Origin of the sequence: Pseudoalteromonas sp. T1lg122, from assembly GCF_002964825.1 — a bacterium.
Classification (GTDB): domain Bacteria; phylum Pseudomonadota; class Gammaproteobacteria; order Enterobacterales; family Alteromonadaceae; genus Pseudoalteromonas; species Pseudoalteromonas gelatinilytica.
The window spans coordinates 182038-204377 of the sequence record NZ_PQCG01000005.1 but is presented as its reverse complement, the minus strand read 5'-3'; the positions used below and the strand labels follow the sequence as shown (position 1 = coordinate 204377).

General features: G+C 42.1%; 24 protein-coding genes and 1 pseudogene. 11 read left to right on the top strand and 14 right to left on the bottom strand.

Going from position 1 to position 22340, the window contains the following annotated elements:
- Positions 1-3: 3 nt before the first annotated feature.
- The 7 genes from rplV to rpsJ are packed head-to-tail and all read right to left on the bottom strand — an operon-like array spanning position 4 to position 3384.
- Positions 4-336, bottom strand: a complete 333-nt coding sequence (gene rplV / locus C2M33_RS05145) for a 50S ribosomal protein L22 (protein ID WP_004588690.1) — start codon at positions 334-336, stop codon at positions 4-6.
- 14 nt (positions 337-350) lie between these two features.
- Positions 351-629 carry a 30S ribosomal protein S19 gene (gene rpsS, locus C2M33_RS05140; RefSeq protein ID WP_010376377.1) on the bottom strand — a complete coding sequence of 93 codons (279 nt, stop codon included), beginning with the start codon at positions 627-629 and terminating at the stop codon, positions 351-353.
- 16 nt (positions 630-645) lie between these two features.
- Positions 646-1470, bottom strand: a complete 825-nt coding sequence (rplB, locus tag C2M33_RS05135; protein WP_063701045.1) for a 50S ribosomal protein L2 — start codon at positions 1468-1470, stop codon at positions 646-648.
- A 17-nt stretch (positions 1471-1487) separates the two neighbouring features.
- Positions 1488-1790 (bottom strand): 50S ribosomal protein L23, encoded by a 303-nt coding sequence (rplW, locus tag C2M33_RS05130; protein WP_063701042.1) that lies wholly within the window; start codon positions 1788-1790, stop codon positions 1488-1490.
- Positions 1787-2392 carry a 50S ribosomal protein L4 gene (rplD, locus tag C2M33_RS05125; protein WP_063701040.1) on the bottom strand — a complete coding sequence of 202 codons (606 nt, stop codon included), beginning with the start codon at positions 2390-2392 and terminating at the stop codon, positions 1787-1789. Before rplD ends, rplW begins: the two co-directional genes overlap by 4 nt.
- A 17-nt stretch (positions 2393-2409) precedes the next feature.
- Positions 2410-3045, bottom strand: coding sequence for a 50S ribosomal protein L3 (gene rplC / locus C2M33_RS05120; protein WP_036974218.1), 636 nt, complete (start codon positions 3043-3045; stop codon positions 2410-2412).
- Between the two features lie 27 nt (positions 3046-3072).
- Positions 3073-3384, bottom strand: a complete 312-nt coding sequence (gene rpsJ / locus C2M33_RS05115; RefSeq protein WP_002957900.1) for a 30S ribosomal protein S10 — start codon at positions 3382-3384, stop codon at positions 3073-3075.
- A 483-nt stretch (positions 3385-3867) separates the two neighbouring features.
- Between rpsJ and plsB the strand changes: the two genes are divergently transcribed.
- Entirely contained in the window at positions 3868-6318 is a 2451-nt protein-coding gene (plsB, locus tag C2M33_RS05110; RefSeq protein WP_063701038.1) for a glycerol-3-phosphate 1-O-acyltransferase PlsB, read from the top strand.
- Here plsB and tesB read toward each other — a convergent pair.
- Entirely contained in the window at positions 6315-7172 is an 858-nt protein-coding gene (tesB, locus tag C2M33_RS05105) for an acyl-CoA thioesterase II (RefSeq protein WP_063701036.1), read from the bottom strand. The genes plsB and tesB overlap by 4 nt on opposite strands.
- A gap of 79 nt (positions 7173-7251) precedes the next feature.
- Here tesB and C2M33_RS05100 point away from each other — a divergent pair, with 79 nt between their 5' ends.
- Together C2M33_RS05100 and C2M33_RS05095 are read left to right on the top strand one after the other, a co-directional pair.
- A complete protein-coding gene (locus C2M33_RS05100) occupies positions 7252-7713 on the top strand; it encodes an EVE domain-containing protein (protein ID WP_063701034.1) in 462 nt (153 codons plus the stop codon).
- An 85-nt stretch (positions 7714-7798) separates the two neighbouring features.
- A pseudogene (locus C2M33_RS05095) lies at positions 7799-8829 on the top strand (cytosolic protein).
- Between the two features lie 91 nt (positions 8830-8920).
- On the opposite strand, the gene C2M33_RS05090 reads toward C2M33_RS05095, so the two are convergent.
- Genes C2M33_RS05090 through C2M33_RS05080 form a run of 3 tightly spaced genes read right to left on the bottom strand, consistent with a single transcriptional unit; the run spans position 8921 to position 10829 of the window.
- On the bottom strand, positions 8921-9526 hold the full coding sequence (locus tag C2M33_RS05090) for a hypothetical protein (RefSeq protein ID WP_105173908.1): 606 nt from the start codon (positions 9524-9526) through the stop codon (positions 8921-8923).
- A 19-nt stretch (positions 9527-9545) separates the two neighbouring features.
- The gene (locus C2M33_RS05085; protein WP_063701030.1) at positions 9546-9758 is read right to left on the bottom strand and encodes a hypothetical protein; all 213 of its coding nucleotides are present in this window, start codon (positions 9756-9758) and stop codon (positions 9546-9548) included.
- A gap of 6 nt (positions 9759-9764) precedes the next feature.
- On the bottom strand, positions 9765-10829 hold the full coding sequence (locus C2M33_RS05080; protein ID WP_063701029.1) for a potassium channel family protein: 1065 nt from the start codon (positions 10827-10829) through the stop codon (positions 9765-9767).
- A 145-nt stretch (positions 10830-10974) separates the two neighbouring features.
- Between C2M33_RS05080 and C2M33_RS05075 the strand changes: the two genes are divergently transcribed.
- Entirely contained in the window at positions 10975-11928 is a 954-nt protein-coding gene (locus C2M33_RS05075; protein ID WP_063701026.1) for a chemotaxis protein CheV, read from the top strand.
- Between the two features lie 114 nt (positions 11929-12042).
- The gene (locus C2M33_RS05070) at positions 12043-13356 is read left to right on the top strand and encodes a short-chain fatty acid transporter (protein ID WP_063701021.1); all 1314 of its coding nucleotides are present in this window, start codon (positions 12043-12045) and stop codon (positions 13354-13356) included.
- Positions 13357-13441: 85 nt separating this feature from the next.
- Here C2M33_RS05070 and C2M33_RS05065 read toward each other — a convergent pair whose 3' ends face one another.
- Together C2M33_RS05065 and C2M33_RS05060 are read right to left on the bottom strand one after the other, a co-directional pair.
- Positions 13442-14215, bottom strand: coding sequence for an amidohydrolase (locus C2M33_RS05065; RefSeq protein ID WP_063701019.1), 774 nt, complete (start codon positions 14213-14215; stop codon positions 13442-13444).
- Positions 14203-15345 carry a methionine aminotransferase gene (locus C2M33_RS05060; protein WP_105173907.1) on the bottom strand — a complete coding sequence of 381 codons (1143 nt, stop codon included), beginning with the start codon at positions 15343-15345 and terminating at the stop codon, positions 14203-14205. The genes C2M33_RS05065 and C2M33_RS05060 overlap by 13 nt, the downstream gene beginning before the upstream one ends.
- Positions 15346-15444: 99 nt before the next feature.
- On the opposite strand from C2M33_RS05060, the gene C2M33_RS05055 reads away from it, so the two are divergent.
- From C2M33_RS05055 to C2M33_RS05035, 5 genes are all read left to right on the top strand, one after another.
- Complete coding sequence (locus C2M33_RS05055) at positions 15445-16074, top strand: methylthioribulose 1-phosphate dehydratase (protein WP_063701015.1); 630 nt, start codon at positions 15445-15447, stop codon at positions 16072-16074.
- A complete protein-coding gene (gene mtnC / locus C2M33_RS05050) occupies positions 16071-16757 on the top strand; it encodes an acireductone synthase (RefSeq protein ID WP_063701012.1) in 687 nt (228 codons plus the stop codon). The genes C2M33_RS05055 and mtnC overlap by 4 nt, the downstream gene beginning before the upstream one ends.
- On the top strand, positions 16754-17296 hold the full coding sequence (locus C2M33_RS05045) for a 1,2-dihydroxy-3-keto-5-methylthiopentene dioxygenase (RefSeq protein ID WP_063701010.1): 543 nt from the start codon (positions 16754-16756) through the stop codon (positions 17294-17296). Before mtnC ends, C2M33_RS05045 begins: the two co-directional genes overlap by 4 nt.
- A gap of 1 nt (position 17297) precedes the next feature.
- Entirely contained in the window at positions 17298-17639 is a 342-nt protein-coding gene (locus C2M33_RS05040; RefSeq protein ID WP_063701007.1) for a gamma-glutamylcyclotransferase family protein, read from the top strand.
- Between the two features lie 94 nt (positions 17640-17733).
- Positions 17734-19902 carry a winged helix-turn-helix domain-containing protein gene (locus C2M33_RS05035; protein WP_105173906.1) on the top strand — a complete coding sequence of 723 codons (2169 nt, stop codon included), beginning with the start codon at positions 17734-17736 and terminating at the stop codon, positions 19900-19902.
- A 4-nt stretch (positions 19903-19906) separates the two neighbouring features.
- Here C2M33_RS05035 and mtnA read toward each other — a convergent pair whose 3' ends face one another.
- A complete protein-coding gene (gene mtnA / locus C2M33_RS05030) occupies positions 19907-20932 on the bottom strand; it encodes an S-methyl-5-thioribose-1-phosphate isomerase (RefSeq protein ID WP_063701003.1) in 1026 nt (341 codons plus the stop codon).
- Between the two features lie 145 nt (positions 20933-21077).
- Here mtnA and mtnK point away from each other — a divergent pair, with 145 nt between their 5' ends.
- Complete coding sequence (gene mtnK, locus C2M33_RS05025) at positions 21078-22295, top strand: S-methyl-5-thioribose kinase (protein ID WP_105173905.1); 1218 nt, start codon at positions 21078-21080, stop codon at positions 22293-22295.
- The last annotated feature ends 45 nt before the right edge of the window (positions 22296-22340 follow it).

The following is a 22340-nucleotide window of genomic DNA, read 5'->3' as shown; positions in this document are numbered from 1 at the left end:
CTCCTAGCTATCTGAAACCACAACAGTGATGTGGCTTGTACGCTTAAGGATGCGGTCAGCGCGTCCTTTAGCACGTGGCATAATACGCTTCATTGTAGGACCATCGTCCACAAAGATCGTAGTTACACGAAGCTCATCAATGTCAGCACCTTCGTTATGCTCTGCGTTAGCAATAGCAGACTCAAGTACTTTCTTAACTAATACAGCCGCTTTTTTAGGGCTGTACGCCAGGATTTCTAGAGCGCGATCAACCGGAAGTCCGCGGATCTGATCTGCAACTAGACGTGCTTTTTGCGCCGAACCAGAGGCGAATTTATGTTTAGCTAATGCTTGCATTTATCATTCCCCTCTTAACGTTTCTTCGCTTTCTTATCCGCAGCGTGACCGCGGTAAGTGCGAGTTGGTGCAAATTCACCTAGTTTGTGACCGATCATTTCGTCTGTGATGAACACAGGAACGTGCTGACGACCATTATGGACAGCGATGGTCAATCCGATCATGTTAGGTATGATCATTGAACGACGGCTCCAAGTTTTAATTGGCTTCTTGTCACCGCTTTCCAACGCTTTCTCTACCTTCTTCAGCAAGTGTAGGTCAATAAAAGGACCTTTCTTGAGAGAACGTGGCATGGCTATTCCTCAACTATTATTTAGTACGACGACGTACGATAAACTTATCAGTACGCTTGTTCTTACGTGTCTTAGCACCTTTAGTCGGTTTACCCCATGGAGACACAGGATGACGACCACCAGATGTACGACCTTCACCACCACCGTGCGGGTGATCTACCGGGTTCATGGCAACACCACGAACTGTCGGACGGATACCACGCCAGCGATTTGCACCAGCTTTACCTAGTGAACGAAGCATATGCTCAGCATTACCTACTTCACCAAGTGTTGCGCGACAGTCAGCTGGAACTTTACGAACTTCGCCAGAACGAAGACGTAGAGTCACGTATTGACCTTCACGTGCAAGGATTTGAACGTATGCACCAGCAGAACGTGCGATTTGAGCACCTTTACCTGGTTTTAATTCTACGTTGTGAACAGTCGAACCTACAGGCATGTTACGCATTGGTAATGTGTTACCAGCTTTGATTGGTGCATCAACACCAGACTGGATTGAATCACCAGCTTGTAAGCCTTTAGGTGCAATAATGTAACGACGCTCACCGTCTGCATATAATACAAGAGCGATGTTTGCGCTACGGTTTGGATCATACTCTAGACGCTCAACAACAGCTGGAATGCCATCTTTAGTGCGTTTAAAGTCGATTACACGGTAATGATGCTTGTGACCACCACCGATGTGACGAACCGTGATACGACCTTTGTTATTACGACCACCAGACTTAGAGTTTTTCTCTAGTAGTGGTGCGTAAGGTTTACCCTTATGAAGATCTGGGTTAACCACTTTAACCAGGTGACGACGACCCGCAGAAGTTGGTTTACACTTTTGAAGTGCCATAATTCTAACTCCCCTTATTACTCGGCGCCGCCGACAAAGTCTAGCTCGCTACCTTCTTTAAGAGTAACGTAAGCTTTCTTCCAGTCTGAACGACGACCGAAACGCATGCCAGTACGTTTTGTTTTACCCTTAACGTTTAGTGTGCGAACACCAGTTACTTCTACTTCAAAAAGCTTCTCAACTGCAGCTTTAACTTCAGCTTTAGTTGCATCTTTAGCTACTTTGAAAACAATCGTGTTGTTCTCTTCAGCAGAGATAGTGCTTTTTTCAGAGATGTGTGGAGCAAGGATCACTTTTAAAAGACGTTCTTCACGGATCATGCTAGCGCCTCCTCAAGTTGCTTAACAGCAGCAGCTGTAATAAGTACCTTATCGAAAGCGATTAGGCTTACAGGATCGATACCAGCTACATCACGCGTGTCAACCTTGTACAGGTTACGTGCCGATAAGAATAGATTCTCATCTAATTCTTCAGTCACGATTAGAACATCTTTAAGCTCAAGTTCTTTAAGCTTAGCAACTAGTTCTTTAGTTTTTGGTGCTTCAAGACCAAACTGTTCAACAACGATTAAACGCTCTTGACGAACTAATTCAGATAAGATGCTTTTGATCGCACCGCGGTACATTTTACGGTTTACTTTTTGGCTGTGGTCTTGTGGTTTAGCTGCGAAGCTAACGCCACCTGAACGCCAAATTGGGCTACGAATTGTACCAGCACGTGCACGGCCAGTACCTTTTTGAGACCATGGTTTTTTACCACCACCGCTAACTTCAGAACGTGTCTTCTGAGCACGAGTACCTTGACGAGCACCTGCTGCGTAAGCAACAACTACTTGGTGTACTAATGCTTCGTTAAACTCACGTCCAAAAGTAGCTTCAGAAACTTCAAGAGCGCCAGAAGCGTCTTTAATTGCTAATTCCATCACTAAATCTCCAGGACTTATGCTTTAACAGCTGGTTTAACGATAACGTCACCGCCGATAGCGCCAGGTACTGCACCTTTAACTAAAAGCAAGTTACGCTCAGCGTCAACGCGAACTAGTTCTAAGTTTTGAGTCGTTACACGCTCAGCACCCATGTGACCGGCCATTTTCTTACCTTTGAACACCTTACCAGGTGATTGGTTTTGACCGATTGAACCAGGAGCACGGTGAGATAGAGAGTTACCGTGAGTAGCGTCTTGCATGCTGAAGTTCCAGCGCTTAACACCACCTTGGAAACCTTTACCTTTAGAAGTACCGGTTACGTCAACTTTGTTGATTTCGTTGAATAATTCAACAGTAAGCTCAGCGCCTACTTCAAAATCGCCTTCACCACCATTTAGGCGGAATTCCCACAGACCGCGACCCGCTTCAACACCAGCTTTAGCGAAGTGACCCGCTGCTGCTTTGTTTACACGGCTTGCTTTTTTAGTGCCTGCGGTTACTTGAAGCGCGTTATAACCGTCTGTTGCTTCAGATTTGATCTGAGCAATACGGTTAGGTGTCGCTTCGATAACTGTCACAGGGATAGATACACCATCTTCAGTGAAGATACGTGTCATACCCACTTTACGACCGACTAGACCTAATGCCATTTTCCTAAAACCTCTCTAATCTTCCGATTAACCCAGGCTGATTTGAACATCAACACCAGCAGCAAGATCTAAACGCATAAGAGCGTCAACAGTCTTGTCAGTTGGTTCTACGATGTCGATCAGACGTTTATGGGTGCGGATTTCGTACTGATCACGCGCGTCTTTGTTTACGTGCGGTGAAGTTAGTACAGTAAAACGTTCAAAGCGTGTAGGTAGTGGAATTGGACCACGTACTTGAGCGCCAGTGCGTTTCGCAGTTTCCACGATTTCCGCCGTTGATTGGTCAATCAAACGGTGGTCAAAAGCTTTTAGGCGAATACGAATGCGTTGATTTGACATTCTTAAACCTCAATATAAAGAGCATTTAAAAAGAGCATAAAAAAACGACCGAAACAATCTTACTAACTAAGATGTCGGCTGTTCTCTTATATCTACGTTGAATTCCAAATCGGAATTCCTGTTTATTAGCTTGAAATCCAAGCTTAATCTATCCTTCCAAGTTCCCGAGGGAATTTTGAAAGCCTGCGTATTATAGTGAGATTGGTGATAAATGCAACAACTTTTTAGAATTAAAAGCGACAAGGCCGCCTTTAGATTAAATTTCGATTAAATACGAACTATATTCAGCTTCGCTATGTCTTTGCTTTACTATAGTTAATTTGAATAAATGCAAAAGCTGAAGAATCGCAATGGTCAGTCCAGTTAATAATTGTTATTCTATGCCGCTTATTTTTGGCCACTCTCGGTCTATTTAATATTTACTGATACCAATTTACATAATGAGATGCCTTTGTAAATTGGTGTAATAGCTTTGGTGAGTTGATGCGTATCATTAATCGTTGTTTAAATTTCATTTCTGCCGGTATGAACCGCTTGTTTGTAAAAAGTAAGGTGCTGCCAGAAAACCCGATTGAACAATACAATCTTAATCCAGCCAACCCGACCTTCTATATCGTTAGGCTCAATGCGCGCTCAGATTTAGCCGCACTGGCACGGGTATGTAAAAAGTATGGTTTACCCAACCCGACGCAAGAGCAACTGTTAGGTAATGCTGAACTAGAGCGTTTTATTGGTATTCAAAACCCACCTCCGCTGTTTGGTAATAAAAGCAAACCAAGTAATGCGCTGCAGCAAGGTAAACAAATTATCGATCATCTGATGCAATCAGGTGAGAAAAACGTCCAAGTGATCCCAGTGACTATTTTATGGGGCCGAAATCCGGGTAAAGAGAAGCCAGGCTTAGGCACCTTAGTGTCGCATTCGTTAACCCCAAGCTGGTTTCGCAAGTTCTTTGTATTGCTATTCTCAGGCCGCGATAACTTTATCCGTTTTAGCCAACCGCTCGACTTATCATTACTGGTCAATGAAAAAGCCGATGTTGATGAACTACCACATAAGCTTCTACGTGTTGCTCGCGTGCACTTTCGTCGTCAAAAATTGGCAGCGACAGGCCCGAAAATGCCATCACGTGAACAGCTATTTAATTCGCTACTAGCCTCACCCACAATAAAAAAAGCGATTCAAATAGAAGCAAAAGAAAAGAACATCAGCCAAGAGCAAGCGCGTCAAAATGCGCTGAAGTTACTTGATGAGATTGCGGCAAATTATAGTGATGCCACCATTCGTGTAGCAGATAGAATTTTAACCTGGCTATGGAATAAGCTCTATAACGGTATTGATATTAAGTTTTCTGAGCAAGTCCATGAGCTCACAGATAAAGGTCACGAAATTATCTATATGCCATGTCACCGCTCGCACATGGATTACTTATTGCTGACCTACTCTATTTACCATTTAGGGTTAGTACCGCCGCATATCGCTGCCGGTATCAACTTAAATTTCTTCCCAGCCGGTGGTGTATTCCGTCGCAGTGGTGCTTTTTTTATTCGCCGTTCATTCGCGGGCAATAAGTTATATTCATCGGTATTTAAAGAGTACCTGAGTCAGTTATTCATTAAAGGTTACTCGGTGAAGTTTTACACGGAAGGCGGCCGTAGTCGTACAGGCCGCTTATTACCGCCAAAAACAGGCATGCTCGCTATGACGTTACAAGCGATGCTCCGTGGCATTGACCGTCCAATTTCAATTGTGCCTGTGTATATTGGTTATGAACATGTGATGGAAATTAATACCTACTTAAAAGAGCTTGCCGGCAACGACAAAAAAGGTGAGTCGGTATTAGGTATTTTCAAAGCCATTAAAAACCTGAAGAACTATGGCCGTGGTTACTTAAACTTTGGCGACCCTATATCGATTAACCAATACTTGAATGAACAACAGCCTGATTGGCGCGAGTCTATTCACCCAACCGACGTACAAAAGCCGCAATGGCTTGGACCGCAGGTTGCCAACCTTGCTGATAAAGTAATGGTTAATATTAATAGCGCCGCTGCACTCAATGCTGTGAACCTTCTCGCGATGATTTTACTGGTGAATGATAAGCACGCGTTGAGTAAGCCTAAGTTGATTGCTCAGCTTGAGTTTTATTTACATTTACAGCGTAGCGCCAGCTACAGCGACAAGGTAACCACCCCTAATGAAAGTGCTGAACAGCTATTAGAGCATGCCCTTAAACTTAATAAGTTTGATGTTATCAGTGATGAATTTGGCGAAATTATCGCTATCAATGATAAAGAGAAAACGTTATTCAATTACTACCGTAATAACGTATTACACTTATTTGCTGTACCAAGCTTGCTGGCACTGCATTTATTTAAGGCACATAAAACGACTATGGCAGATTGCCAAGCCCTGATCGCACGTTTTTACCCATTATTTGCCAAAGAGTGGTTCTTACATGAGTTAGATGAAAACTACATTACGCGTGTTCTTGCTAGTTTCGTTGACCAAGATCTGATTGAAATTGAGGGTGATAACATCAAAATCACCAATAGCAACGACTGCTTGGCAAAACTTGAAATGCTCGGCCGCGCTTTAAGCTTAACATTACAACGCTACGCTATCGTGGTTGGATTTATTCAAACAAGTAGTGGCATTGAACGTGAAGAACTTGAGCACGAAAGCCAAGTATTAGCAGAACGTTTGGGCACCTTACACGGCATTAAAACACCGGAATTCTTTGACAAAAAAGTGCTGGTTGGTTTTATTTCTAGCTTACGTGAGCAAAAACTAATTACAGAGACAGAGCAAGGCTTAACGGGCAGTAATGAGCTGTGTGAAGTGTATTTATATCTTAAAGCATTGCTGCCAGCACGGGTCTGGCAGTCAATTGACGATATAGTGCAAAGCCAAGCTCAGCACGCAAAAGATTAACGCTGACGCATTACCCCTTCTTGGATCGTTGAGGCAACGAGGTTGCCTTGACGGTCAAAGAATTGACCTCGTACCAATCCTCGACCTGAGCTCGCACTTGGGCTATCAATCGAATATAAAATCCAATCATCAAGTCTAAACGGACGGTGGAACCACATTGCATGGTCAATCGTCGCAACCTGCATGTTAGGCTGCATAAACGATACACCGTGCGGTTGTAACGCCGTTGGTAAAAACTCAAAGTCAGATGCGTACGCAAGTAAGTAGTTATGGATACGCTGATCGTCTGGCATCTCACCATTGGCTTTAAACCAAATATGTTTAACCGGCTCCATCACTTGTGGCTTAAATGGGTTATGAAAGGTCACTGGACGCATTTCAATGGGTACTTCACGAATAAACTTATTGCGAATTGGTTCAGGAATAAGCTCTGCATTCGCTTGGTAGAACTCAAGTGAAGACTTTAACTCTTCAGGCTGTGGTACGTCTGGCATTTGTGCTTGGTGCGATAAGCCCTCTTCTTCACCTTGGAAAGAAGCGGTCATGTAAAAAATGGGCTTACCGTATTGGATTGCTTTGACACGGCGAGTACTAAAACTTTTACCATCGCGAATATTTTCTACATCATATACGATTGGTTTGGCAGCATCACCCGGACGTAGAAAGTATGAATGCAACGAATGAACAATACGCCCTTCTGGTAATGTTTCTTTAGCGGCCGATAACGCTTGGCCCATTACTTGGCCACCGAAAACCGCTCTAAACCCTAAATCTTGGCTTTGGCCACGATACAAGCCTTGCTCAATTTCCTCTAACGACAACAACGACAGTAAGTCATCTAATACTTGGCTCATTTATTTATCCTCAATCCCGACAAGCGTTTAATGATACTATAGACTAATTGGAAGTAAATCTTTGTAAGAGCACCTCATTATGGCTTATTGGCTTTTAAAAACAGAACCCGATGCATTTTCAATTGATGATCTAAAAAACGCTCCCGAGCAAACCTCTATGTGGGATGGCGTGCGTAATTATCAAGCCCGAAACTTTCTACGCGATGGCTTTAAACAAGGCGACTTGGTGATGATTTATCATTCAAGTTGTAAGCAAGTAGGGGTAGCAGGAATAGCCACGGTCAGCCGAGAAGCTTATGCCGACCCAACACAATTTGATTTAAACAGCGATTACTACGATGCCAAAGCAACCGCTGATAACCCGCGCTGGTTTGTCGTTGATGTAACCTATCAATCACACCTGAAAAAACTAGTTAGCCTGCAAGCAATTAAAGCCAATGATGCAATCACCGAAATTGCCCTTAAAAAAGGCGGTCGGCTATCTGTAATGCCTGTAACGGAACATGATTGGCAACAGATAATCGCAATGAGCGAGCGCTAAGCATATAAAATAGCGGCCATTTTTAATGAGCTGCTATTTTTGCTATAATTCGCCACCTTTATTTAAGAGGGTGCGTGGGGGGTGTATGAAATTATTATATTGGTTAGATGATGGATCAACCTGCCCCGCGATGCACAACAAAGCCAAGTCCCCTTTAGCGGCGGTGATTTACTTGGTGATGTGTATGTGAAATACCATATCATCGATGCTAATAAGCCTCTGCTATTTACCTTCTCACCTGCCGGAACCAACTACCAAGAACATGATCTCACAGATGATTTTTCGCCTTGGGCTTATAAGCTCGCGAAAAAACAAGATGTGAATGTGATTGCCTTTCAGCATTTAGGTATTAGTAACTGGTTTAGACACCGCAACTTATTATTTTTTATTGAGCAATTAGCGCCGCTGATTGGTGGATTTAAAGAGCGCTTAGGATATGGTTTGAGCCGCGGTGGCTTTGCTGTAGGAGCCTTTGCCAATTTGTTGAAGCTTGATAAGGTCTTATTATTTCACCCTGTCAGCACAAAAAATAAAGACAAAGCGCCGTGGGATGACCGTTCTAGCACAGATATCGCGCAAAAGTTCGATTGGAATGGCGACTATCACGATTTAGATTTAGGCCAAGCAAAGGGTTATATTATTTACGACCCGACCAATCGCATTGACCGAGCTCATGCAAAACGCTACCCAAAACTCACCCATTTACGGGTGTTTGGTATGGGCCATAGTGTTCATGCAACATACCTCAATAAGTTTGGTTTTTATAAAGATGTGGCCGTTGATTTTATTCGCCACCAGCAAGTCGATATTGCACAATTCCGCCAACAAACAAAAACGCTACGATTTAAAGAAGACTATTACCGTCGACTCAATAAGGCCAACAAAACATCGCCACATCGCTTAGCGCTACTGAGCACCGCCCACACTATTTTAACTGAAGAAAAAGCGGAGCATCTGCAAGAGCAAAAAGATGCGATCGATGTGCAGCCACTGATTGATGTGGCCATCAAACATCAGGATGCGCACCCCAAAGATGCCATTAAAATTTTAGAAGTCGCGCAGCAGCTATCGCCAGATGATCCCTTGATTGAGCATAAACTAAAACAGTTGAAGTGATACAACAGCAGTAGGCCGTCAGCCGTCAGCCGTCAGCCGTCAGCCGTCTGATCAAAATATAAACAGCACTTATATATGTAAACTCAAAATTTTACTGTGGAGTTATATAATTTCTATAATTTGCACACACTTCATTGTTGCGGTTGCTAAGACTATGCGTTAACTCATTTATCAGTAAAAAAACACTCTTTTCTCTTTTCAAATCAATAGGGAGTTTAAAGTTTATGTACTGATTAGTAGAAGAAACTACATCATTTTTCAAGGTACGAAGTTCATTACTTTTCATAATGACTTCCAACATACGAGCTTTTGTCAAAAACTCTACGTTCAACATTTTGAGAGTTTCAACCTTATCAAAATACAAGCTACTTAACTTAGCGTAATATTTTTTAGTTTCACCATTTTCTATATTATTGGAACTATAAAGGAGTGAATAAACATCATTGCCAATAGATGTGAGACTCCCGCAAGTAATATGAACTTTTTCTAAAGCCTCTAAAACCTCTAGCTTCTTTGAGTAATTGATCTGCTTTCGCCAAATCAATAAAGCATATAGTGCACAGACACCGCTAATGCCTCCCCCAAGGGCGGAAATAAAATTAATAATTTCAATTAAAGGTTTACTTATTAGGCTTGTCGATAAAGCACCTGCAAATAATAAGGTTAGCGCGATAAATAAGTGCTGTTTTTTTGACAATACAATTCCTTATTAAATACTAGCTCTTAGGTTTCACTTTACGGTGTTTTTTGACCCGCCCGTGTTTGGGGATAATAGTTAAGTACATCACTAAAGCTAACCACGAAAAGAAGATGATACCGATTAACCAAGCATTCTTTTCGTGGCCCTGAGTGCGTTTACTATTGAGCACAATGACCACAGGCAAAATGTAGGCACTCAAAACAATAATTAAAAACGCAACTTCATTCATAGATCATCATACCAACGCAGACCAATCAACTTCGTCGCTCAAAACTCGTTCTGCAGCAATATAATGCAAAATATCACCTTCACTTACTACATAATCCAACGGCGGGTTTAGGTCCATATTTTTTGCACTCAAATTATGTGCTACACCGAGTAATATCGCATCGTGGCTGTATTTAAAGTGATGAAACAGCTTGCCAAATTCCATTGCTTGCACGCCTTTTGGAATAGGTAAACTAAACTGAGTATCACCATGAAGTGTTGATAACAACTCTTCTTGCACCCGGCTTGAACCTGGATCTTGCATTGAACGTACTAAGATTTCGGCTGATTTAGCACTGCTACATTCAACATTGTGACAGTGCTCATGCAGCATTTCGATTTTAGTTTCGTCAGTAAAGTGCGCACTAATGTGACAATGCTTATTTACTAACTTGCTGATACGCAATGCTGTTGTGAACGTTTGATCATCATCTTGCCCATCAATGATAATTTTATCAGCGCGTTCAATCGCGATTCTTTTCAACTCATCTAGGTCGGTAAAGCTACTAAGACGAGCAAAATCAACCATTGGATTTGTTAAAAATGGGTGCTCCATTTGTTCAGTAACCGCCAATAGAATTCGACGATCTAAGCGTTTTTGATCAGCAAGAATATAGTCAACCATCTTCTTAGTTCGAGTATCGTGCCAACCAAAAATAATAATGTGATTGTTTATATGTGCGAAGCTTTTATCACCCGTCATAGCGCGCCTGATTAAGTAAGTTACTGTTTGCCCTGTTTTTCCCAACAGAACGCCAAATAGTGCTAAACCAAAAGGTATTTGCAGTAATGCAACAATCCAGCGGCCAAGCTCGGTGCTGGCACTAAAGTCGCCATAGCCAACCGTTGATGTTGTCACAACATAATAATATACGTAGGTACTTAGTGGTGTTAAAGCTTGCTCTCCTGCAAGCATAAGCAGCCACCATATAAGTAGCATATGCAAAAGCGTGGTAACGACCACAGCCTGCCAACTTACTTGATCAATATGACTGCGGATAAGTACCACTATACGATTTAATAAATAGTGCATGATCCTTGCGAATTATCGTGGAAGAAATTAACGATACGGTACTGGAATGCCAGCTCTTTGGCAACTGATGGAAAATTCCTAATGCATGTCGATGAAAAATAATAGTAGACTATACTATCTCTGTATTAGGTGTTTAGGGTGAAATATGTCAGGTGTTCTTGCTTCTGTTGATAAGCGTACGCAACTGGTCGGTGAAAACCGCTTAGAGCTTTTGCTATTTTACCTACACAGTCGTCACTTATTTGCACTCAATGTGTTTAAAGTTAAAGAAGTGGTAAAGCTGCCACATATTAGCAAAATTCCTCACGCGCATCCTAAAGTGTCGGGTGTGGTTGATATTCGCGGTGAATCAATTCCGGTGATTGATTTGCGCAAAGCGATTAACATGCCTGAAGCGAAGCACATCGAAGATACAAACCTCGTCATCACTGAATACAATCGCACCGTACAAGGCTTTTTAATTGGCAAGGTTGATCAGATCATTAATATGACTTGGTCAGACATTATGCCGCCGCCAACCGCAATTGGTAAAAATCACTACCTCACAGCCTTAACAAAAGTAAAACGCGATGGCCAAGAGCATTTGGTTGAAATAATCGATGTAGAAAAAGTACTTGCCGAAATCGTCGAGTACGAGGTTCACATTTCTGAAGATATTCTTGATAAAAGTATCGTAAACGAATTTGCAGGCCGCAAAATTCTTCATGCTGATGATTCACCAACGGCTCGTAAACAAGTAAGCGATACTTTATCGCAGCTTGGCATCGAGATTATTCCTGCTCGTAACGGACTTGAAGCACTCGAAATGCTAAAAAGCTGGGCTGATCAAGGCAGAGATGTTGAAAAAGAATTACTTATGGTGATCACCGATGCAGAAATGCCCGCAATGGATGGTTATCGTTTAACACACGAAATTCGCAACGACAGCCGCATGAAGAACCTACATATCGTGCTCAACACATCCTTGAGTGGTAGCTTTAACCAAGCTTTGGTCGAGAAGGTTGGCTGTAATGCGTTCTTATCTAAATTCCAGCCAATACTGTTAGTCGAAGAAGTTCAAGCCCGTTTAAAAGCCGTGCTTGAGCAAGATTCACAGTAAGCGTTTTTAGCATCCAGTTTTAAAACATACGCTAAAGCAACGGCGTCGCAATTTGCCAATCATCGTTATTCATGATTTATTGGCATTATCGATTCGACGACAACAATAAAAACTATGCTAAATCGCGTTGCTAAACCATTCACTAAACTAGTTGAGCGTTACCTACCCGACCCGTTTATATTTGTTATTTTGCTCACCTTACTGAGCTTCATCGTTGCAAGCCTCTTTACCCCATCAACACCCACACAAGTACTTGCCGCTTGGGGTGGAGGGTTTTGGAACCTATTACAATTTGCCATGCAAATGCTGCTGGTTCTGCTAACGGGCTATATGCTAGCAAGTACTCCCGTTATGCGCAGTATACTCAACAAATTGGCAACTCTCGCCAACAGCCCTGCTAAAGCAATCATTCTCGTGACCCTCGTATCTTTGCTAGCTAGCTGGCTAAATTGGGGTTTCGGTTTAGTGATTGGCGCTTTGTTCGCCAAAGCAATTGCGAAACAAACCCGCGTTGATTACCGTTTGTTAGTAGCCAGTGCCTATTCAGGCTTTATTGTTTGGCATGGTGGCTTAGCCGGTTCAGTGCCGCTGACCATCGCAACCGATGGCCATTTTGCACAGCAAAGCATTGGTATTATAGGCACCGAGGAGACAATTTTTTCTGCATTTAATATCGCCATTGTTGTGGGCTTATTTATTATTATGCCGCTTGTAAATCGCTATATGTTGCCAAGCGAGACAGACAGCGTTTATGTTGACCCCGCAAAGCTTGATGATGAAACTAAGCAAACAGCAACACCTACCCGCCCTGCCGAAATAATAGAGCATAGTCGTTTGCTAGGTATGGGAATAGGTGCCGTTGGCCTTGGCTATTTATTCTATTATTTTGTGCTCACCGGAGGTGGCCTAAATTTAAATAGCGTGATCGCGATTTTCTTATTTAGCGCAATTTTACTGCATCAAACACCGCATAATTTACTCAGTAGCTTACAGCAAGCAATTCCCAGTGGAGCTGGCATAGTGATTCAATTTCCGTTTTATGCAGGGATCATGGCTATCATGGTAAAAACGGGACTTGCTCAACAAATCTCTGAAGGATTTATTGCCATTGCAACAGCCGAAACGCTGCCTTTTTGGAGCTTTTTAAGTGCAGGGTTTGTGAATATCTTTGTGCCATCAGGCGGCGGTCAGTGGGCAGTGCAAGCGCCAATTGTCATTCCCGCAGCACAATCACTTGGTGCTGATATGCCACGTGTTGCTATGGCTGTCGCATGGGGTGATGCTTGGACCAACCTAATTCAGCCGTTCTGGGCACTCCCTGTTCTCGCCATTGCAGGCTTAAAAGCAAAAGACATCATGGGCTTTTGCTTAGTGCAACTAGTGATCACTGGCGTGTTTATATCTGTGATGCTGAGCTTTTATCCTTAATAGCCATATTAAGGTAAGTATTGAGTAGAGCTCATGATTAGTTTTGTAAATAGGCTAATCATGAGCTTAAAGTTATGCAATGCAATTACAGTAATTGAAATTGGTCAGCATCTAAGTGAGCAGGAAAAGCCTTTCTAAAGTCATCTAACGGTGATTTTTCTAAGCGCTTAATAATGATACCCGATTGGTTATCTTCAAGCGCAGCCAAAGTATCACCTTTAAAATCATAAACCGCGGTGCCACCACTGTGAGCAATATCATTACCATCTGCACCAATACGATTGACGCCCACGACATAACACACGTTTTCCATTGCGCGTGCTTTTAACAGGGTATCCCATACATGGCGACGTGCCGCCGGCCAATTGGCTACGTTGATCATCACATCGTAGTCATTGCAGTTTCGTTGGAATACAGGAAAGCGCAGGTCGTAACACACTTGCGGTAAAATGCGAAAATCATTGATTGTGAATATCTCGCGTTGCGTACCTGCTGCAACAAAATTACCTTCGTTACCTAAGCAGAATAAATGGCGTTTATCGTAATACTTTACTTCACCATTTGGCCAAACCCAATAAAATCGATTGGCCTTTTTGTCACCTTTTGCAACTAAAACAGAACCAGCAATCACGGCATTCTTTTGCTTCGCAGTGGCTTGTAACCAGCTAAGTACGTCGCCTTGTTCAGGCTCACTGCAATCTAGATTAATCGCAAAACCCGTGGCAAACGTTTCTGGCAAGACAATTAAATCGACCTGCTCGTTTAAGTTATTAAGCTGCTCAGAAAAATGCGTAAGATTAGCGTTTTTATCAAGCCAATGCAGTGATGACTGCACTAAAGCCAAGGTTAAAGTTGACATAAAATCTCCGCAGCACGTTTTAATGTGTCATCATTTTTTGCAAAACATAAACGAATCACTTTATCGCTGCTTGCACTGTTGTAAAACACACTGAGTGGCACAGCTGCAACCCCCGCTTGCTCGACCAACCAATGACAAAACTCAACATCATCAAGATCAGACACATCACTATAATCGAGTAGTAAGAAGTAAGTGCCTTCACTTGGTAATATTTTAAAACGGCTTTGCGCTAACGCTTCGCTGAGTAAATCACGTTTTTGTTGATAAAAATGACTTAGCTCATCAACATGATCAGGCTCTAACTCAAGCATATCGGCTAATGCATGCTGAGCAGGCGTAAAGCTTGAAAAAGTCACATATTGGTGAATTTTACGAAACTCCACCATGAGCTGAGCGGGTGCTACACAGTAACCCATCTTCCAACCAGTGCTGTGAAAGGTTTTACCAAAACTTGAAATCACAAAACTACGTGCAAATAACTCAGAGTCGGTCAGCGCACTTAAATGCAAAGCGCCATCAAAGGTAATGTGCTCATACACTTCATCACTGATCACATATAAATCATGCTCAGCAACAAGCGCTTTAAGGGCGTTAATATCTTCTGTTTTAAAGATTTTACCGCTTGGGTTATGTGGCGTGTTGATGATGATGACACGTGTTTTGTCTGTGATGACATCGGCTACGGCTTGCCAATCGATTTTATAATCTGGCGCATGCAAAGCGACATGAACTGAACGACCGCCTGCAAGCTCAATTGCTGGTTGGTAAGAGTCATAAGCAGGGTCAAACACCACCACTTCGTCACCCTCTTTGACAAGTGCTTGAATCGCTACAAATAATGCCTCTGTTGCCCCTGATGTAACAGTAACTTGTTGCTCGTAATTTATGTTGTTATGGTATTTTCTCGCTATCAGAGTCGCTATTTGCTGTTGTAGCTTTGCAATACCACTTGAAGGCGCATATTGATTTACCCCCTCAAGTACATAATGATTGAGTTGTTTTTTTAGCAATTCAGGTGCATCAAACTCAGGAAAACCCTGAGATAAGTTAATAGCTTGATACTGATTTGCCAGAGCTGTCATTTGACTAAAAATGCTGGTGCCTAAATTCGGCAATTTACTTTCAAACACAGAGGTTCCTTAAAGATGGTTTTGCGCCCGAAGCGATGCTATCATTGCTTAAAACAGATGTATAGCCGTCTAAATAACTTTTAGAATGTCGAGGAATATATGCATAACAATACCGCTATTTCAGAACTAATTGAAGCTGGTAAATGGGTAAGCCAACGTGGCTGGGTCCCTGCTACTGGTGGTAACTTTTCAGCCCGCACTGCAAGCGGTTATGTCGTCACAGCAAGTGGCTTCGATAAAGGCCAACTCGGCACTCATGCGTTTATTGAATTTGACCATGAAGGTAATCGCACTAAAGGCTCTGGTAATCCATCAGCTGAAACTGAGCTACATTTAAATATGTATAAGCTGATCCCATCAGCTAAATTTGTTTTGCATACCCATTCTGTTGCAGCAACCGTGTTATCGCGTGTGATCAAAGGCCACGCTATCAATTTACATGGCTACGAAATGCAAAAATCTTTAAGTGGCGTTAAGTCACATTTAGATACGCTAAGTATTCCTATTTTTGATAATGACCAAGACATTGACCGTTTAAGTTTATTGGTCAGTGATCATCATCTTCACACCCCTATTGAGCATGCCGTATTAATTCGTGGTCATGGTTTATACGTGGTTGGTCGCGATATCAAAGAAGTACAGCGTCATTTAGAAGGCTTAGAGTTTTTGTTTAGCTGTGAACTTGAACGCTTAAAACTAGAAGGCATTCAAGCTGGAGTTCAAGCATGATCAAAGCAATTTTAACCGATATTGAAGGCACAATTACCCGCATTTCTTTTGTTAAAGACGTATTATTTCCTTACGCGGCAGGGCAATTACCTGAGTTTGTGAAGTCACATCAAAGTGACCCAGAAGTAGCAGCCCAAATAGAGGCTGTTAAGGCACATATAGAGCAACCAGAAGCCGATATCGACACGGTTATTAGCCATTTAATTCATTGGATTGAAACGGATCAAAAAATTACCCCACTTAAGCAGTTACAAGGGTTAATTTGGCAAACAGGCTACGAAAATGGTGATTTTACTGGCCACCTTTACCCTGATGCTTATGACTTTTTACAAGCCCAAAAACAAGCTGGTAAAAGTTTATATGTCTACTCTTCGGGCTCTGTGAAAGCGCAACACCTGATTTTTGAGTTTTCTGATTATGGTGATGTTAGACCTTTATTTAGTGATTACTTCGACACCAAAGTTGGCGCAAAACAACAGCAGAGCTCTTATGAGAATATTATTGCAGCCTTGCCTTTTGAAGCTGCAGAAGTGCTGTTCTTAAGTGATGTGGAAGCAGAGCTTGATGCTGCCAAAGCTGCTGGTCTTGGCACTTTACACCTTGTTCGCGATGGCCAAGCAGTCAGCGACGCTCACCCATACATTAACGATTTCACTGCATTTAGTGCGGAGCTTTTAGCATGAGCCAATTAACTATTTTTAATGATAACAACGCAGACAACATACTGTTTCACAGTGAAGACTTAAGCGCGATTGCGAGTGAGCTGAATGCGGTTGGCGTTCGCTTTGAGCAGTGGCAAGCAACGGCACAGATTGACCAAGATACCAGCCATGACGCTATTTTAACTGCCTATACTAACGATATAGAGCGCCTTAAGGCTGAAGGGGGTTATCAAACAGTGGACGTTATTTCGCTTGCTAAAGGTAATCCAAATGCTAGCGAATTACGCAGCAAGTTCTTATTTGAGCATACACATAGCGAAGATGAAGTACGTTTTTTTGTGAAAGGCCAAGGTTTATTTTGCTTACACTTAGGCGATAAAGTGTATCAAGTGCTGTGCCAGCAAGGTGACCTTATTTCTGTTCCTGAGCTCACACCGCATTGGTTTGATATGGGCAGCGACCCTGAATTCACAGCAATTCGCTTATTTAATAATACCGAAGGTTGGGTGGCTAAAAGTACTGAGTCAACCATTGCAAACACCTTCCCACTGCTGGACTAACATGGAAAAGCTATTTTCTTACGGTACCTTACAGTATCCGCAGGTTCAGCTAGATACCTTCGGGCGCTTGCTCGAAGGTCAACCAGCTACATTAACCGGTTATGTTATTGGTGAAGTCGAGATCACCGACGAAGCTGTCCTTAAAAGTAGCGGCCAGCGTTTTCACCCAGCGTTAATCAAAACGGGCAAACAAAGTGATACGGTTAATGGCACAATTTATTTAATCACCGAACAAGAGCTTGCTCAGGCAGACGCTTACGAAGTGGATGATTATCAAAGAATTGCAGAAACATTTCAGTGTAGCAGCCAAGCTTGGCTATATGTTGCAAAAAACAGCCTTTAATTTACAAATATAAAACAAAAAAACCCAAATCAAGAACAAAAGCTGTTATTATCTTCCCCATCAAGATTATTACATTTTAGTTAAAGGACTAAACATGGGGTCGGCATTTTCACCCTTACGCGATACCGTTATTTATGTGGGTGAGTGGCAATTTAACACTCAGCAGCAAACCATCAGCGATGGCACGCATACGCGCGAACTAGAACCTTTACTTTATAAACTCTTGTGCTTTTTCATTACCCATAATGATCGCATTATCACTCGCCAAGAATTGGTTGAAAACATTTGGCAACAAAGCTTCGTTGATGACAATGCCATCAACCGCGCCATCTCAGAATTAAGAAAAGTACTCAAGTCAGAAAAGCAGCCTGGGCAAACCATTAAAACCCATTACCGCAAAGGCTACAGTTTATTTATTGAAGTTAAGTTTCTTGATCACGCGGTGAGTACAGAGCCGCTAAAAACAGAAAATGTAATAACAGCAGATAAAGACGCTGAGACTCAAGTTAATACAGCCAACATTAGTCCAAAAAAAGATCATACTTCTCGCTGGCCGTGGCCTTTTGCAGCCTTAGTATTGAGTTTACTGCTTGCTGCTATTTGGTTGTTCTTACAACAACCTAAAGCCACTACTGAAGACCAAAGCGAAGCACCACTTTTAGACCTGCAAGTAGAAACGATTTCCTGGCATAAAGGCACACACTACCGCTTAATGCTCAATCAAGACAAAACAAAATTAGCCTACATACTGCAAAATGATATTGATGATAAGTACCTTTATGTTGTCGACTTAACAACTAAAAAAGAGTACCAAATTGCATCAGGGGATCTCTTTTTACAAGGCTGGTCTGACGATGGCGAGCGTCTATTCTATGGTTCATGTGAAGGAAGTGATTACAACGATTGTATTGCTTGGCAAGCAAGCAACCTGTTATCGAATGAAGCTTTAATTAAGCCTAGAACCAATCAATTTATACGTAGCTTATCTCCAACCCAGTACATGGAGGTCGGCAATGTGGCAATTACAAGACGAAATAACTACCGTGGTTTAACTCACTTAAACGCCCTTTATGCTCAAGATTTAAAAACAGGTGAAGAAATTCGCATTACTTCACCAAATATCACAGGTACTGGCGACTACATTTTAACCACCATCAAAAACCCTAGTCGGATTATTTTCGAGCGCCATAATGTGGGTCAAGCAGAGATTTACATGGCAAATTTAGACGGCAGCTCACTTAAACTCTTAACGACGAACAACTACCGCTCTTGGGCTGCGACTTATGATGAGCAAACTAACTCGCTGGTTTGGTATAACCGCGGTAAATTGACGATCGAATCATTTTCGTTTGATACCATGAGCCGAGGACAACCTGTTAAAGCACCAGTAAAGCGAGCTAATTTCGCCTACCCCCTTAATAAACAAAGTGTTTTGATCAGCACTGATTTACACGACAATGATGGGGCCATATTTGACTTAAAATCAAAACAAATGAGCTATATTGCTACGGCAAATAAGCATGAGGATGATGTTGTCGCACTACCGAATAATGATCTCTACTTCGCTGATTTTGAATTCTATAAGCGCCAACATTGGCTGAGAAAAGATAACCAATATATAGATATAACCGACAAGCTTGGCGAAGATACGACCGTTATTACTGCAAATAGCGACAGCAGTCAGCTCGTAAGTTTTAATAAAACCACTCAGCAACTAAGCTTATTAAGTGCCAATGATTTTTCAGAAATTAAACACTGGACGCTACCAGGAAACAGCAAATTGGCAGCAATCAGAGGCAATAAAATTGCAGTGATTTATACAGAGCTTAGCAGCCAGCAAAACCAAATAATGATTTTGCACACCAATAGCGATCACGTTGTTAAAAGCACCATCGACACCCCTTTAGAAATTGCTTGGTATGATGATGATCAGCTAATCGTGCATTCTAAGTACGCAAAATACCTGCTACTAGACAGTGACAATAATACCTATAGTGAACTGGTGACCCCAGACAAACTTATCGAGCTAAAACCTTCGATTATCTCGATGGCAAGTAACCAGCACAGCTTGTACATCGCCACCGAAGCAGAAGTGTATAGCATCAACTTAGCAAAAATGAAGGATGTTGAACTTGCAGTTCAACTGCAGCATTTGCACTTTATTAGCCATCTCAATGCCAATAATGACAAGCTCGCTATTTCATTCTTAACAGCAAATACTCAAAACAGCATTGAGCTTTACACTAAAAAAAGTGCTGAGTAATTTTCTACTTTAGCTGCTTTAGAACACCTTGCTCGATATCGGATTGGTTATAAACGCCGCTATCGAGCACCCAGCCTGTGACTAGGCTCGCCGGTGTAACATCAAATGCCGGGTTATAAACCTTTGCGTTAGTCGGTGCCCACATCGCTTCACCAAAACTACCGCTAACACCGCGCACTTCGTTGGGACTGCGTTGCTCAATTTCGATATCGGCACCACACACCGTTTGTGTATCAAGCGTCGTAAGTGGCGCAACGACATAAAATGGAATGTTATGGAAATGCGCTAACACAGCGAGGTTATAAGTGCCGACTTTATTTGCAAAGTCACCGTTTGCAGCAATACGGTCTGCACCTACAAAGATTTTATCTACTTTGCCCGCAGCCATTAAACTGGCTGCCATGTTATCGCAAATCAAAGTATAAGGGATTTGCCAACGCTCAAGCTCAAAAGCTGTTAAGCGACCGCCTTGCAGTAACGGTCGTGTCTCATCAACCCAAACATGAATATCACCATGGCGTTGCTGCGCTTTATAAATCACACCTAATGCAGTGCCTACACCAGCCGTTGCCAACGCACCTGTATTACAGTGCGTTAAAATGTTATCGCCTTTATCAACCAAGGCTGCACCACGTTCTGCCATGCTATCGCAAAGGGCAATATCTTCTTTAAATAACTGTTCAGCAGTCGCGACAACAGCAGCAACATAATCAGTCTCTATCAGTGCTGTACGTAACTTGGCCATACAGTGCATTAGGTTAACGGCGGTTGGGCGGGTTGCTTCTAGTTCATCTATAGCAACCGCAAGTGCTGACTGACTCATGCCCTGCTCTGCTAAATGTGCAACCAATAAACTCGCTCCTAAGCCAATTAAAGGTGCGCCTCTAATTTTTAAGGTCAAGATCAGGTCTTTCATCGTTTCAACATCATTGCACACATGCCAATGCTGTTGATGTGGCAACAAATACTGGTCAAGCACAGTTAACGTACCTTGCTGATATTTAATACTGCTGGCGATGAGATCTTGCATACTGAATCCGAATTACTAATGAAAAACTAATTTAAGTGAATAGTTATTTTACATCAGTTTTGACAACTAACAAGCTAGATGTATGGACATCTAAACGGTTACAGGTATAGAATGCTTAAAGTTAATTGTATTACGAGATAAAGCTATGGCTAACTATACTGCCTTCACTGCAGAGCATGCTGTTGATTACATTAAAAAACTTATCGAAAATGAGTTAAGCTCAGTATTCGCTGCTGATGCAACACTGACTGCATACGAATTTGGTGATGGAAACTTAAACTTAGTTTTTCGGGTTGCTGATCAGCACAACAACAGTGTAATTTTAAAGCAGGCACTTCCTTACGCCCGTTGTGTAGGTGAGTCATGGCCGTTATCGTTAGACCGCGCACGCATTGAAGCCGAAGTATTGATTAATCATGGTCAGTTATGCCCTGAACATACTGTGGCAATACTGCATCACAATGTCGAGTTGGCGTTAACCGTATTAGAAGATTTAGGCGACCTACAAATTTTACGTGGCGCACAAATCAAGGCCGAGCAATTCCCATTACTGGCCAATCATGTTGCACTGTATTTAAGCCGTACAGGCTTTTATAACTCAGACTTTTATTTATCTGCTGAAGATAAAAAAGCCAAAGTCAGTCAATTTATTAACCCTGATTTATGTAAGATCACGGAAGACTTATTCTTTACCGATCCGTACATTGAGCATGAGCGCAATAATTTCCCTGCAGAGCTTACTGAGCACGTCGAAAGTATTCGTAATAATGATGCTTTAAAACTAGCCGCAGCGAAATTAAAAGCTAAATTCTTATCATGCCCGCAAACTTTATTGCATGGCGATATGCATAGTGGCAGCATTTTTGTTGATAGCAAAACCACTAAAATGATCGACCCAGAGTTCGGCTTTTTTGGCCCTGTTGGCTTCGATATCGGCTCATTTATGGGTAATTTGTTACTAAATTACTGTGCCCAAAATGGACGTATTGCCGAACAAGCAAAGCGCCGTCAGTATCAAACTCATTTATTAACCTGCTTACAAGACTGTTACAGCCAATTTGAACAACATTGGTTAAACCTAGCAAGCAGCGAAGCAACTGATATTAGCTTTGCAAACCGCGCCTTTATCGAAGATTACTTACAACACGTATTGCGTGATGCAATTGGTTACTGTGGCGCTGAACTTATTCGCCGTACTATTGGTTTAGCCCATGTTGCTGATATCGATGGAATTGAAGATGAACAAGCGCGTTTAGCAGTACAACAACAAACACTCGTACTTGGCGAACAACTGATGCTCAATGCCACAAGCTGTAACAATAAAGACGAGTTCTTTTCTTTATTAATCAGTTTATTAAATTAACTAGCAAAAAGTAAAAAGGCGCTCAATGCGCCTTTTAATTATTCA

Bases quoted from the DNA above. Each gene is read 5' to 3' on its own strand.
- rplV (WP_004588690.1), bottom strand. From the start codon at position 336: ATGCAAGCATTAGCTAAACATAAATTCGCCTCTGGTTCGGCGCAAAAA.
- rpsS (WP_010376377.1), bottom strand. From the start codon at position 629: ATGCCACGTTCTCTCAAGAAAGGTCCTTTTATTGACCTACACTTGCTG.
- rplB (WP_063701045.1), bottom strand. From the start codon at position 1,470: ATGGCACTTCAAAAGTGTAAACCAACTTCTGCGGGTCGTCGTCACCTG.
- rplW (WP_063701042.1), bottom strand. From the start codon at position 1,790: ATGATCCGTGAAGAACGTCTTTTAAAAGTGATCCTTGCTCCACACATC.
- rplD (WP_063701040.1), bottom strand. From the start codon at position 2,392: ATGGAATTAGCAATTAAAGACGCTTCTGGCGCTCTTGAAGTTTCTGAA.
- rplC (WP_036974218.1), bottom strand. From the start codon at position 3,045: ATGGCATTAGGTCTAGTCGGTCGTAAAGTGGGTATGACACGTATCTTC.
- rpsJ (WP_002957900.1), bottom strand. From the start codon at position 3,384: ATGTCAAATCAACGCATTCGTATTCGCCTAAAAGCTTTTGACCACCGT.
- plsB (WP_063701038.1), top strand. From the start codon at position 3,868: ATGCGTATCATTAATCGTTGTTTAAATTTCATTTCTGCCGGTATGAAC.
- tesB (WP_063701036.1), bottom strand. From the start codon at position 7,172: ATGAGCCAAGTATTAGATGACTTACTGTCGTTGTTGTCGTTAGAGGAA.
- C2M33_RS05100 (WP_063701034.1), top strand. From the start codon at position 7,252: ATGGCTTATTGGCTTTTAAAAACAGAACCCGATGCATTTTCAATTGAT.
- C2M33_RS05085 (WP_063701030.1), bottom strand. From the start codon at position 9,758: ATGAATGAAGTTGCGTTTTTAATTATTGTTTTGAGTGCCTACATTTTG.
- C2M33_RS05080 (WP_063701029.1), bottom strand. From the start codon at position 10,829: ATGCACTATTTATTAAATCGTATAGTGGTACTTATCCGCAGTCATATT.
- C2M33_RS05075 (WP_063701026.1), top strand. From the start codon at position 10,975: ATGTCAGGTGTTCTTGCTTCTGTTGATAAGCGTACGCAACTGGTCGGT.
- C2M33_RS05070 (WP_063701021.1), top strand. From the start codon at position 12,043: ATGCTAAATCGCGTTGCTAAACCATTCACTAAACTAGTTGAGCGTTAC.
- C2M33_RS05065 (WP_063701019.1), bottom strand. From the start codon at position 14,215: ATGTCAACTTTAACCTTGGCTTTAGTGCAGTCATCACTGCATTGGCTT.
- C2M33_RS05055 (WP_063701015.1), top strand. From the start codon at position 15,445: ATGCATAACAATACCGCTATTTCAGAACTAATTGAAGCTGGTAAATGG.
- mtnC (WP_063701012.1), top strand. From the start codon at position 16,071: ATGATCAAAGCAATTTTAACCGATATTGAAGGCACAATTACCCGCATT.
- C2M33_RS05045 (WP_063701010.1), top strand. From the start codon at position 16,754: ATGAGCCAATTAACTATTTTTAATGATAACAACGCAGACAACATACTG.
- C2M33_RS05040 (WP_063701007.1), top strand. From the start codon at position 17,298: ATGGAAAAGCTATTTTCTTACGGTACCTTACAGTATCCGCAGGTTCAG.
- C2M33_RS05035 (WP_105173906.1), top strand. From the start codon at position 17,734: ATGGGGTCGGCATTTTCACCCTTACGCGATACCGTTATTTATGTGGGT.
- mtnA (WP_063701003.1), bottom strand. From the start codon at position 20,932: ATGCAAGATCTCATCGCCAGCAGTATTAAATATCAGCAAGGTACGTTA.
- mtnK (WP_105173905.1), top strand. From the start codon at position 21,078: ATGGCTAACTATACTGCCTTCACTGCAGAGCATGCTGTTGATTACATT.